We start from the raw sequence: 13,010 nt of genomic DNA, 5'->3' as shown, positions 1-13,010 counted from the left end.
TAAACTGCGCCTCCTTGTGTTAACCGAATTTCGGATGTAATGGTAAAACCATGAATAATGTCGCTCCATCACGCATCGTGCGTCATACTGTGCTGGGTTCCGCACTCCTTCTTATGACTGCTAACATTGCGAACGCTAATGAAACCTTCCCAAATACATCAATTCCTGCAGCGCCCGCTATTGATGCAGAAGCTTATATCTTAATTGATTATAATTCAGGCAAAGTTCTCGCTGAAAGTAATGCTGACCAACGCCGTGATCCGGCGAGTTTGACAAAAATGATGACCAGCTATGTTATCGGTCAGGCAATTAAGTCAGGCAAAATTGGTGAAAATGATATTGTCACGGTTGGAAATGATGCGTGGGCTACTGGTAACCCAGTATTTAAAGGCTCATCATTGATGTTCTTAAAACCAGGCGATCGTGTTAGCGTTTCTCAGTTAACTCGTGGCATTAACTTGCAATCAGGTAATGATGCCTGTGTTGCAATGGCCGACTATATTGCGGGTGACCAAGCCAACTTTGTTCAGCTAATGAATGGTTACGTGAACAAATTAGGGCTGAAAAATACCCATTTTCAAACTGTTCATGGGTTAGATGCTGAGGGCCAATATAGTTCAGCACGTGATATGGCTCTTATTGGGCAAGCGCTAGTACGTGATGTGCCTGAAGAATACGCAATTTATAAAGAGAAAGAGTTTACCTTTAACAACATCCGTCAAACAAACCGCAATGGGCTGTTGTGGGATAAGAGCTTAGCTGTTGATGGCATCAAAACAGGCCATACTAATGCCGCGGGCTATAACCTTGTCGCATCAGCAACTGAAGGTGACATGCGCCTGATCTCCGTTGTTATGGGGGGGAAAAGTAGCAAAGGCCGTGATGCCGAAAGTAAAAAATTACTCACTTACGGTTTCCGCTTTTATGAAACCGTTAAACCATTACAAGCCAATGTGGATTTTGCCAGTGTGCCAGTCTGGTTTGGTGATGAAAATGAAGTAAAATTAGGTGTGACCGAAGATTTATACCTCACTATCCCACGAGGCCGCTTAAAAGATTTAAAAGCCAGCTATGAATTAACGACAACTGAACTAGAAGCACCATTAACCAAAGGCCAACAAGTAGGGACAATTAGCTTCCAACTTGATGGTAAAATCATCGAACAGCACCCTTTAGCAGTGTTAAAAGATGTTGAAGAAGGTGGTTTTTTCAGTCGGTTAATTGACTACATAAAATTACTCTTTCATCGCTGGTTTGGTTAAGACTTGAAACTAAAATAAGTCGTCCCCATATAGTAAATATCGAAATAGATAAGTACCGAAATGTTTGTTGGATGAATACATCTCATTGGCTGGTTTAATACCAGCCAATCTTTTTCAGCCAGCAGCCCAATTTAAAAATTAGGAGTGCCCATGAAAACGAAATTAGGTGAACTGCTTGAGTTCCCATGCCCATTAACCTACAAAGTGATGGGCTTGGCACAGCCTGAACTGGTTGATCAAGTGATTGAAGTGGTACAGCGTCATGCGCCAGGTGACTATAGCCCAGACGTAAAACCAAGTAGCAAAGGCAATTATCACTCAGTTTCTATTACTATCAATGCAACTCATATTGAACAAGTTGAAACCTTGTATACTGAGTTAGGTGCATTAGAGTTAGTGAAAGTTGTACTTTAAACAACAAGTTATCAAAGGCCGAATAGTCTACTGCTATTCGGCCTTTTTCATTTTTATGCCCTACGTTAAAATGCAATATATTCACTCCTAAATAACATTTGTTTCCAATCTAAATCACATTTTATGCAAGCATCCAGTCGTATGTTAACTTGAAGTATGGCAAACATAGGCGTTATACTGCCCGCAACGATAAAGACAACGTGGACACCTAAATTTTGTCAGATAGATGTATAACCATACGCCAACTTGGCCTTGCTCCTTATCAAACTGTTTCTGATGCGATGCACCAATTCACAGAACACCGTACGCCAGAAACCCATGATGAAATTTGGCTAGTTGAACATCCTCGCGTATTTACCCAAGGCCAAGCCGGAAAAGCGGAGCACGTTCTTGCCCCTGGTGATATCCCTGTTATCCAAAGTGATAGAGGCGGCCAAGTTACCTATCATGGGCCAGGGCAACAAGTGATGTATGTTATGCTCGATCTAAAACGCAATAAAATTGGTGTTCGTGAGCTAGTTACCGCATTAGAAAATACCGTCGTAAATACCCTTGCCCATTTTAATATTGCAGCGTATCCTCGCCCTGATGCTCCCGGTGTCTATGTTAATGGCGACAAAATTTGCTCCCTCGGATTACGCATAAGGAAAGGCTGTTCTTTTCATGGCCTCGCATTGAATATTGATATGGATCTTGAACCCTTTAATCGTATTAATCCTTGTGGTTACAGTGAATTAAAGATGACTCAAATGAGTAATCTTGCTCCCAAAGTATCAGTTTCCGATGTTCAGCCTGTGCTAATTCGCCAATTCTGTGACACACTAGGATTTCATATTGTTCAATAATAATGCTATAATTTTTTAACATTTTTAAAAAATATTTTAATGAATGGATAACAGTCTCCATTCGGTTTTATTTAGAATTATCACTTATCCATCAGCATAAAAGATAACTGGAACCGTCATATTATGAGTAAACCAATTCAGATAGAACGCGGAATTAAATATCGTGACGCCGACAAAATGGCGCTGATCCCTGTCAAAAACGTTGTGACTGAACGAGAAGAAATTCTACGTAAACCTGACTGGATGAAAATTAGGCTTCCTGCTGATTCCACTCGTATTCAAGGCATTAAAGCAGCCATGCGCAAAAATGGCTTACACTCTGTATGTGAAGAGGCATCATGTCCTAACCTTTCTGAGTGTTTTAACCATGGTACCGCGACCTTTATGATTTTGGGCGCTATTTGTACCCGCCGCTGCCCATTCTGTGATGTTGCCCATGGTCGCCCAAATGCACCAGATGCCAACGAGCCCGAAAAATTAGCGCAAACTATTAAAGATATGGCGCTACGCTATGTCGTCATTACGTCTGTTGACCGTGATGACCTACGTGATGGTGGAGCACAGCATTTTGCTGATTGCATTAGTGCTATTCGTGAAAAAAGCCCATCAATTAAAATAGAAACGCTGGTTCCTGACTTCCGCGGCCGTATGGATCGCGCATTAGAGATTTTAACTGCAACACCACCTGATGTGTTTAACCATAATCTTGAAAATGTGCCACGTGTTTACCGCCAAGTTCGCCCTGGCGCTAACTATGAATGGTCTTTAAAATTACTCGAAAAATTTAAAGAAGCACATCCAAATATCCCAACTAAATCGGGGTTAATGGTCGGTCTTGGTGAAACCAATGAAGAAATTATTGAGGTTATGCGCGACTTACGTCGTCATGGTGTAACGATGCTTACACTAGGCCAATACTTACAACCAAGTCGCCATCACTTACCCGTCAAACGCTACGTCAGCCCTGCTGAGTTCGATGAAATGAAAGAAGAAGCCATGGCAATGGGCTTCACTCACGCAGCCTGTGGCCCATTCGTTCGCTCTTCTTATCATGCCGATTTACAAGCTAAAGGCGAAGAAGTTAAATAATCTCAACTGTTTAATTTATAGATAATTTATAGATGAAAAGGTCTGGTTTATATCAGGCCTTTTTTATTTTTATAGATAAAAAAACTCGCCCTAGATAGCTAGGGCGAGTTTTCAGCTGTTCGTTTTAATCTTAATTATAAAAATTACAGAGGAATAACGTTAGCAGCAGATGGGCCTTTAGCACCTTCAGTAATTTCAAATTCCACTTTTTGGCCTTCAGCTAAGGTTTTAAAACCATCGCCCATAATCGCAGAAAAGTGAACAAATACATCTTTGCTACCATCTTCTGGAGTGATAAAACCAAAACCTTTAGATTCGTTGAACCACTTAACGTTACCTTTAACTTTAGACATCAAATATTACCTTTAAAATAAAATAGACACACCATCTGTATCAAGCTCAGTACATCAGATTTCTCAGTTACTTGTCTACAACCTAGATCACGAAAATGGACTAAAAAGATAAAAAAATATTATTTATCGATAGAATAGGTTCTGATTTCGACAATAATTCTTATCAATAGTAATTATTACAACTAATAGTATTGCCTATAACTAATTATTCAGTGTTTACTTCTCATGCAAAAGTAACCAATCTTTAATATCTAAGCCTCCTGTATACCCCACTAATTTTCCATCATGCCCAAGTACGCGATGACAAGGAACAATTAATGAGATTGGATTACGTGAGTTTGCCATACCGACCGCACGACAATAATTTACGGAGCCTAACTTTAACGCCAAATCTTTATAGCTCCATCGCTCCCCGTAAGGGATCCCACAAAGATGTTTCCACACTTTTTTCTGAAATTCTGTTCCTTGTGGATTTAATGCAACCGTAAAAACGGTTCTTTTATGATTAAAATATTCCTTTAATTCTTTCACACAAAGCTTGGAGTGCTCATTCTTCGTTTCTTTTTCTGTTTTTTCATCCACAAAATAGAGGCTCGTTATTCCGTCATCATCAGCCGTAATATGTATCCACGGTTTAGGAAATTTATCCGGTGTTGCTAAATATTGATGGTACATAGTATCTCCTCAAAAGGACTCAATTACCTGATTGTATATACAGTTATAGAGTAAATTATTTCCACTTTGCAATGATCTTTTTTCTTAGAGAGTCTATCTGAATCATCCAATACCATACTTTTTTATTTTCAATGTTAATAACCACCTAGCTAATAATTAGAATAATTATCATTCAATATTTTCTATTCACTACATATTGTGTGGTTGATAAGTTAAAAATCTATATATAGTATTTGTATCTCACGCACCTTATTTTTACTGCTATTAAACATTCAAAAGGTAAATAACATGGCTGAGATTACCATTTATAGTAAACCTAACTGCGTTCAGTGTAATGCAACTTATCAAGCCTTAGATCGCAAATCTATTTCCTACCAAATCATTGACCTTACTGAAGACAGCCAAGCTCTTGAATTAGTCAGAAAATTAGGCTACCAGCAAGTTCCCGTTGTTATTGCGGGAGACAAACATTGGGCAGGTTTTCGACCAGACATGATTAGCTTATTAGCCGCTTAGGTGGTGTTATGAAAACGGAATCACTCATCTATTTTTCAAGTCGCTCAGGAAATTGCCATCGCTTTATTGAAAAGCTAGGTGTCCCAGCAACGCGGTTGCCTATTGGAAGCCACGAAAATAGTCTAATTGCGACAAAACCTTATGTTTTATTACTGCCGACCTACGGTGGTGGTGGTAGCAAAGGTGCTGTCCCAAAAGAGGTGATCCAATTTCTTAATATTGAAGTCAACCGCACACTTATCCGCGGTGTTATTGCTGCGGGTAATACCAATTTTGGTGATGCCTATGCGATAGCTGGAAATATCATTGCGCAAAAATGCCATGTCCCCTACCTATATCGTTTTGAACTTCTTGGTACTGATAAAGATGTTCAGTCCGTTCAACAAGGCCTAAAAACGTTTTGGCAACGTACAAACAACTAGAGTTATTCCAAATGGATAAAATGCAAAATATATCAGATGTGGATTATCATGCGCTCAATGCGATGTTGAATTTATATGATAATGAAGGCCGTATTCAATTTGATAAAGACAAAGAAGCGGCTCACCACTATTTTCGACAGCATGTGAACCAAAACACCGTATTTTTCCATGATTTAAAAGAAAAATTAGACTTTTTAGCACAAGAAAATTATTACGAAAACAGTGTATTAGAACAATATGACTTTGAATTTATCAAAGCACTATTTAAACAGGCATACGCTCATAAATTCCGTTTTCAAACGTTTCTCGGTGCCTTTAAATATTACACGAGCTATACGCTGAAAACTTTTGATGGCAAACGCTATCTCGAACGCTATGAAGATCGCGTTTGTATGGTTGCTTTAACGCTTGCGCAAGGGAGTGAATCTCTTGCTAAATTGTATGTCGATGAAATTATTACAGGTCGTTTCCAACCTGCAACTCCCACCTTCCTTAACTGCGGTAAAAAACAACGCGGTGAGCTAATCTCTTGTTTTCTTTTAAGAATCGAAGACAACATGGAATCTATTGGCCGCTCTGTGAATTCGGCTTTGCAGCTATCCAAACGAGGTGGCGGAGTCGCCTTTCTAATGACCAATTTGCGGGAACAAGGCGCCCCAATAAAACTGATTGAAAACCAGTCTTCTGGTGTTGTTCCTGTCATGAAAATGTTAGAAGATGCATTTTCTTATGCCAACCAATTAGGTGCAAGGCAAGGCGCCGGTGCCGTCTATTTGCATGCTCATCACCCTGATATTATGCGTTTTCTTGATACTAAGCGTGAAAATGCAGATGAAAAAATACGGATTAAAACACTTTCTTTAGGGGTCGTTATCCCCGATATTACTTTCCAGCTAGCGAAAGATAACCAGGACATGTATTTGTTCTCTCCTTATGATATTGAGCGCATCTATGGGGTTCCTATGTCTGAAATTAGCGTTACAGACAAATACCATGAGATGGTCAATAACAAAGCGATAAAAAAATACAAAATTAATGCTCGGGAATTTTTCCAAACTTTAGCGGAGATCCAGTTTGAATCTGGATATCCGTATATTTTATTTGAAGATACTGCCAACCGAGCTAACCCTATCGCAGGGCGCATAAATATGAGCAATCTGTGCTCAGAAATACTGCAAGTTAATCGCCCTAGCGTTTATGAAGACGATTTGAGCTATCAACAAATTGGTAAAGATATTAGCTGTAATTTAGGCTCCATGAATATTGCTAAAACAATGGATTCACCGGATTTCGCCCAATCAATAGCTGCAGCTGTTAGAGCATTGAGCGCAGTTTCCGATATGAGCGATATTCGCTCTGTCCCTTCCATTGCTGAAGGTAACCGACAATCGCATGCGATTGGGTTAGGTCAAATGAATTTACATGGCTACTTGGCAAGGGAGCATATTTATTACGGCTCAGAAGAAGCGCTCGATTTCACCAATATCTATTTTTATGCGGTCACCTATTACGCATTAAAAACTTCAAACCAATTAGCCATCGAAAGAAAAACTGCATTTGTTGGTTTTGAACATTCAACCTATGCCTCTGGTGATTATTTTGATAAATATATCAACAATATTTGGCTACCAAAAACACAAACCGTTCAGGAATTATTCCGACGTTCGGGTATCGAAATTCCAACTCGTGAAGATTGGCAAGCTTTAAAGCAGTCTGTCATTACCTATGGGATTTATAACCAAAACTTGCAAGCAATACCTCCTACTGGGTCCATTTCTTATATCAATAATTCAACATCAAGCATTCACCCGATTGTTTCACGAATTGAAATTCGTAAAGAAGGTAAAATTGGTCGTGTCTACTACCCTGCTCCTTTCATGACGAATGAAAACTTAGAATATTACCAAGATGCTTACCAAATCGGCCCTGAAAAAATTATTGATACTTATGCCATGGCAACTCAGCACGTTGACCAAGGTTTATCTTTGACTCTATTTTTTAAAGATGATGCCACCACACGAGATATTAACCGAGCGCAAATATATGCCTGGCGAAAAGGAATCAAGACATTGTATTACATCCGATTACGCCAAACTGCCCTCGAAGGAACTGAAGTCGAAGGCTGCGTATCTTGCACTTTGTAATAGGAAAATATTATGACCACCAGCGCATCTAACACACCAGTAAAAGCCATTAACTGGAACCGTATTCAGGATGATAAAGACTTAGAAGTATGGAACCGATTAACAAGCAATTTTTGGCTTCCAGAAAAAGTGCCATTATCTAATGATATTCCGTCTTGGAATACCCTAACTGCTGCAGAAAAACAGTTGACGATACGTGTATTTACTGGTCTTACCCTGCTAGATACGATTCAAAATACGGTCGGTGCACCTTGCTTAATGCCAGATGCTCAAACCCCCCATGAAGAAGCGGTTTTGTCGAATATTAGCTTTATGGAAGCAGTACATGCCCGCTCTTATAGTTCAATATTTTCAACACTCTGCTCAACGGTTGATGTCGATGATGCATACCGCTGGAGTGAAGAAAACAATGCATTACAAAATAAAGCTAAGATCATCCTATCTTATTATTGTGATTCACATCCTTTAAAGAAAAAAATAGCAAGTGTCTTTTTAGAATCATTTCTATTTTATTCAGGTTTTTATTTACCAATGTATTGGTCAAGTAGAGGCAAATTAACCAATACCGCAGATCTTATACGCTTAATTATTCGTGATGAGGCCATACATGGCTATTATATTGGCTATAAATTTCAAAAATCATTAGCACAATATGATGAGAATACTCAGAAAGAAATTAAGGATTTTTCTTTTTCATTATTATTCGATTTATATGAAAATGAAGTAAAATATACACAAGAGCTTTATGACACAGTTGGTTGGTCAGAAGATGTCAAAAAATTCCTTCATTATAATGCGAATAAAGCATTAATGAATTTAGGTTATGAAGCCTTATTTCCTGATACGGTCACCGATGTCAGTGCTGCGATATTATCTGCTTTATCTCCTGATGCAAATGAAAATCATGATTTCTTTTCGGGCTCTGGTTCATCTTATATTATTGGTAAAGCAGTCAGTACCGAAGATGATGACTGGGACTTTTAACCAAAGCTTTAATTTAGCTTATTGATAAACATCATTCACAACAAAAACCATACCATGATGAATTATAATGATTTTATTCATCATGGTATTTTTTGGTTCAAAAAATAGACTGATTTATTCGTTTTTTATATGTATATCTGTTTAATTACTCATTTTTAATGAGTTAATCTGGCCATTAATTTCAATTCAATCAAGTTTCACTTCATTTTTCATTAATTTGATTAATCAATAGGCTATTAAATTCAATTTTTTCATCCATCAGTTCAACATCTATCCACCTAAAAATTAAATAAAATCAGTAGTCCCCATATTAATAAAAGCAAAGTGTATTATTTTTGAATAAATTCAACCTCACCAGTAAGTTAACTTTGATATGGAAATCATAAAAATTATCATCCTATAGCTCAATGACACTTTTATTTATATTAATAAAATCATTTTTCACCTCTAACTTTTTTGATTAATTATACTTAACCTAGGGTTGCCAGCTGATTTTATTATGCTAGGGTTTATTGCTTGCAAATTTTACTAATAACTCAAACGGAGGAATTTGAATTTAATCCATAATTAGCTAATCAATTAAACTAAATACAGGAATCTATGCCCTAATAATTTTCAAAGGATAATCATAGTTAGGAAACATAGTGTTAACTATCACTATAGAATTCATCACTCTCAATACAGGTAATTCATTTTCCTTATTGATTGAAAATTGGGTAAATAATATATGGCAATAAAATTACAAGTTAAAAACTTATATAAAATATTTGGGGACAATCCTGATCAAGCATTTAAGCTATTAGAATCAGGTATGAATAAAGATGATATCTTTGAAAAAACAGGCCTAACCGTAGGTGTTCAAGATGTTAATCTGACGATTGAAGAAGGCGAAATCTTTGTTGTCATGGGACTTTCTGGTTCAGGAAAATCTACCTTGGTGCGCCTCCTCAATCGCCTGATAGAACCTACTAGCGGGCAAGTCATGATAGATGGAGAGGATATTTCCAATATCTCTGACAAAGCATTGCGCGAAGTTAGGCGAACAAAAATTAGTATGGTGTTTCAATCCTTTGCATTGATGCCACATATGAACGTCATTGATAACACCGCTTTTGGTATGGAACTTTCTGGTATTCCAAAAGAAGAGCGCCATAAGAAAGCCATGAATGCACTTGAGCAAGTTAATCTTGAAAAATGGGCGAATTCATACCCAGATGAGCTCTCGGGTGGGATGCGTCAGCGTATCGGGTTAGCCAGAGCGCTAGCCAATGACCCTGATATTTTATTAATGGACGAAGCGTTCTCAGCCCTTGACCCATTAATTCGTACTGAAATGCAAGATGAACTGCTATCCTTACAAGGAGATAAACAACGCACTATTGTCTTTATTTCTCATGATCTTGATGAAGCCATGAGAATTGGTGACCGCATTGCCATTATGCAAGGAGGCGTTGTCGTTCAAGTTGGTACGCCTGATGAAATTCTCAATAATCCAGCGAATGATTATGTTAAGACCTTTTTCCGCGGTGTGGATATCAGCCAAGTATTCAGCGCTAAGGACATCGCGCGTAGGCGGCCAAATGCCCTATTACACATCGCACCGGGTTTTGGTCCCCGTTCCGCGCTAAAAGTCCTTAATGATGAAGATCGCTATCACGGTTATTTAATTTCCCGAGGACATACCTTTGCCGGAGTAGTTTCTGTTGAATCCTTAGAAAAAGCGCTTCACGAAAAAGCAGGTATAGAAGCCGCAATTTTAACTGATATCGAACCAATTCAAGGTGATACATCCTTAAATGAAGTTATTTCTACAGTAGCACAAGCCCCTTGCGCCGTTCCGGTTATTAACGAAAAAAACCGGTATTTAGGCGTGATTTCAAAAGGAATGCTGTTACAAGCGCTGGATAAGGAGACACCAAATGAGTAAGCAAAATCAAGAAACAACGACGAACCAGCAAGATCCATGGGCTGATACTGAAGTCACTGAGACACCAACACAAGGTACTGAAAATACACCAGCTGATGACCCATGGGCAGCGACAAGCTCTAGCGAGACAAATACCTCTGCGGATGATCCTTGGGGCAATGCATCAGACACAACAACACCTGCTGATACCAGTTCGAGTGATTGGCTTGATGCCGCACCGACTGATAGCATCGTGCCCGATCAGTTTAATATTATGGACCCCTTCCAACACACACTGATCCCCCTTGATTCATGGGTTACGCATGCTATCGATTGGGTTGTTCTCAACTTTCGTCCTGTATTCCAAGGAATACGCGCCCCCATTGATTTCATTCTGAGCGGGTTTGAACAATTTCTTACATCACTACCAGCTCCTGTTGCCATTATTATTTTCGCATTACTCACTTGGCAATTAGCCGGACGCGCAATGGGTGTGGCCACATTTATTTCGATGATAGCCATCGGGGCGATTGGTGCTTGGTCAGAAGCGATGGTGACACTATCTCTAGTGCTCACATCTTTACTGTTTTGTATTGTGATAGGACTACCACTGGGTATTTGGTTGGCACGTAGTGATAGAGCCGCTAAGATTATTCGCCCATTACTTGATGCGATGCAAACCACACCTGCATTCGTCTATTTAGTCCCGATTGTTATGTTATTTGGTATCGGTAATGTGCCTGGTGTCGTCGTCACCATTATATTTGCTTTACCGCCAATCATTCGTTTGACCATTTTAGGGATCAAACAAGTCCCAGCTGACTTAATTGAAGCCGCTGAATCATTCGGTGCAAGCCCTCGCCAAATGCTGTTTAAAGTGCAATTGCCATTGGCAATGCCAACCATTATGGCCGGGGTGAACCAAACCTTGATGTTAGCACTGTCGATGGTCGTTATCGCCTCAATGATTGCAGTCGGAGGCTTAGGCCAGATGGTCTTACGGGGTATTGGCCGCCTTGATATGGGTCTCGCGTCTGTCGGAGGGGTCGGTATTGTTATTCTGGCTATCATCTTAGACCGTTTTACCCAATCTTTAGGGCAAGATACTCGCGGCAAAACATCATGTCGTTGGTATCAAAAAGGCCCTATTGGGCTAGTCATGCGCCCATTTTGTAAAAAAAACCATTAATCAGAACATCCTCCATTCACCTAAGTGCCACTCACGTGGCACCTAACTTGGCTCTTAACTTTAAAGCCAAGCTCGCTGCGAAAAAACAGAGGGAACAATATAATGAAACATAAAATCATTCTTGCATCTGCACTAACAGCCATGTTTACCGTCCCATTTGCAGGTGCTAACAACCTGCCAGGTAAAGGGGTAAAAATTAACCCTGTGCAAAGTACGATCAGTGAGGAGACATTCCAAACACTGATTGTTGCGAAAGCCCTTGAAGAGCTCGGCTATGATGTCCAACCGATCAAAGAAGTCGACTATAATGTCGCTTACGCATCAATTGCGAACGGTGATGCGACTTACTTAGCCACCAGCTGGGTTCCTTTACATAATGCGCAATATGACGCCGCTGGTGGTGATAATGTGTTCTATCGTCAAGGTAATTATGTTGTCAATGCGGCTCAAGGCTACCTCATCGACAAAAAAACCGCTGAAAAATACAAGATTACCAATGTTGAACAACTCAAAGACCCTAAAATTGCCAAACTCTTTGATTCAAATGGTAATGGTAAAGCTGATTTAACGGGATGTAACCCCGGTTGGGGCTGTGAAGCAGCCATCAATAACCATTTAAAAGCCTATGACTTAGAAAAAACGGTTGACCATAACCAAGGGAACTACGCGGCAATGATGGCAGATACCATTACCCGATATAAAGAAGGTAAGCCTATTTTATATTATACGTGGACGCCTTATTGGATAAGTGATGTCCTCAAGCCGGGCCGTGATGTAGTTTGGTTAGAAGTGCCATTCTCATCAATGCCAAACGGTGAAAAAACAGACACCACATTACCTAACGGAAAAAACTATGGTTTCCCACCAAATACCATGCATATTGTCGCCAATAAAAAATGGGCTGCAGATAACCCTGCTGCAGCAAAATTATTTGAAGTAATGAAACTACCTATTGCCGATATTAACGCGCAAAACTTAAGAATGCATAATGGTGAAGCGTCTCAATCGGATATTCAGCGCCACACAAATGCTTGGATCAAAGCCCATCAATCCACTTTTGATAGCTGGGTAAAAGAAGCACAAGAAGCCGCTAAGTAAGTATAAACAGCTCGATTAAGTCACTTTAGCCACCCTAGCCGGTGGCTTTTTTACATCAATGACAAAAAGAAATAAACCAAGGTAATAAATTTTGTTTATAGTAGACGCCTAGC

Annotated in this window: 13 protein-coding genes; 11 read left to right on the top strand and 2 right to left on the bottom strand. The window is 39.4% G+C overall.

Features of this window, described 5'->3' with window-relative positions; all coding sequences use genetic code 11:
• Positions 1-50 precede the first annotated feature (50 nt).
• The 4 genes from dacA (at position 51) to lipA (ending at position 3,610) form a co-directional block, all read left to right on the top strand.
• Positions 51-1,262 (top strand): D-alanyl-D-alanine carboxypeptidase DacA, encoded by a 1,212-nt coding sequence (dacA, locus tag M1F25_RS06325; RefSeq protein ID WP_094961795.1) that lies wholly within the window; start codon positions 51-53, stop codon positions 1,260-1,262.
• A 150-nt stretch (positions 1,263-1,412) separates the two neighbouring features.
• Positions 1,413-1,676, top strand: coding sequence for a DUF493 family protein YbeD (gene ybeD, locus M1F25_RS06320; RefSeq protein ID WP_004257083.1), 264 nt, complete (start codon positions 1,413-1,415; stop codon positions 1,674-1,676).
• Between the two features lie 230 nt (positions 1,677-1,906).
• On the top strand, positions 1,907-2,521 hold the full coding sequence (lipB, locus tag M1F25_RS06315; RefSeq protein ID WP_071585879.1) for a lipoyl(octanoyl) transferase LipB: 615 nt from the start codon (positions 1,907-1,909) through the stop codon (positions 2,519-2,521).
• A gap of 123 nt (positions 2,522-2,644) precedes the next feature.
• On the top strand, positions 2,645-3,610 hold the full coding sequence (lipA, locus tag M1F25_RS06310; RefSeq protein ID WP_004257088.1) for a lipoyl synthase: 966 nt from the start codon (positions 2,645-2,647) through the stop codon (positions 3,608-3,610).
• A gap of 143 nt (positions 3,611-3,753) precedes the next feature.
• Here lipA and cspE read toward each other — a convergent pair whose 3' ends face one another.
• Together cspE and M1F25_RS06300 are read right to left on the bottom strand one after the other, a co-directional pair.
• A complete protein-coding gene (gene cspE, locus M1F25_RS06305; RefSeq protein WP_004257099.1) occupies positions 3,754-3,963 on the bottom strand; it encodes a transcription antiterminator/RNA stability regulator CspE in 210 nt (69 codons plus the stop codon).
• A 216-nt stretch (positions 3,964-4,179) separates the two neighbouring features.
• Positions 4,180-4,638, bottom strand: a complete 459-nt coding sequence (locus tag M1F25_RS06300) for a methylated-DNA--[protein]-cysteine S-methyltransferase (protein ID WP_004257101.1) — start codon at positions 4,636-4,638, stop codon at positions 4,180-4,182.
• Positions 4,639-4,926: 288 nt separating this feature from the next.
• Between M1F25_RS06300 and nrdH the strand changes: the two genes are divergently transcribed.
• From nrdH to proX, 7 genes are all read left to right on the top strand, one after another.
• Positions 4,927-5,154: a glutaredoxin-like protein NrdH gene (gene nrdH, locus M1F25_RS06295; RefSeq protein WP_036957963.1), complete on the top strand. Its 228-nt coding sequence runs from the start codon at positions 4,927-4,929 to the stop codon at positions 5,152-5,154.
• Positions 5,155-5,162: 8 nt separating this feature from the next.
• Positions 5,163-5,576, top strand: coding sequence for a class Ib ribonucleoside-diphosphate reductase assembly flavoprotein NrdI (gene nrdI / locus M1F25_RS06290; RefSeq protein ID WP_004257105.1), 414 nt, complete (start codon positions 5,163-5,165; stop codon positions 5,574-5,576).
• A gap of 11 nt (positions 5,577-5,587) precedes the next feature.
• On the top strand, positions 5,588-7,720 hold the full coding sequence (gene nrdE, locus M1F25_RS06285; RefSeq protein ID WP_181489474.1) for a class 1b ribonucleoside-diphosphate reductase subunit alpha: 2,133 nt from the start codon (positions 5,588-5,590) through the stop codon (positions 7,718-7,720).
• A gap of 12 nt (positions 7,721-7,732) precedes the next feature.
• Positions 7,733-8,704, top strand: a complete 972-nt coding sequence (nrdF, locus tag M1F25_RS06280) for a class 1b ribonucleoside-diphosphate reductase subunit beta (protein ID WP_112307280.1) — start codon at positions 7,733-7,735, stop codon at positions 8,702-8,704.
• Between the two features lie 727 nt (positions 8,705-9,431).
• Positions 9,432-10,631, top strand: coding sequence for a glycine betaine/L-proline ABC transporter ATP-binding protein ProV (gene proV, locus M1F25_RS06275; RefSeq protein ID WP_004257111.1), 1,200 nt, complete (start codon positions 9,432-9,434; stop codon positions 10,629-10,631).
• A complete protein-coding gene (proW, locus tag M1F25_RS06270) occupies positions 10,624-11,799 on the top strand; it encodes a glycine betaine/L-proline ABC transporter permease ProW (protein WP_004257114.1) in 1,176 nt (391 codons plus the stop codon). Before proV ends, proW begins: the two co-directional genes overlap by 8 nt.
• A 102-nt stretch (positions 11,800-11,901) precedes the next feature.
• A complete protein-coding gene (gene proX, locus M1F25_RS06265) occupies positions 11,902-12,897 on the top strand; it encodes a glycine betaine/L-proline ABC transporter substrate-binding protein ProX (protein WP_112307281.1) in 996 nt (331 codons plus the stop codon).
• Positions 12,898-13,010 lie beyond the last annotated feature (113 nt).

It is taken from the genome of Providencia sp. PROV109, assembly GCF_033681625.1.
GTDB lineage: Bacteria > Pseudomonadota > Gammaproteobacteria > Enterobacterales > Enterobacteriaceae > Providencia > Providencia hangzhouensis.
The sequence above is the reverse complement of the archived record's forward strand: the minus strand, read 5'-3'. Positions and strand labels throughout refer to the sequence as shown.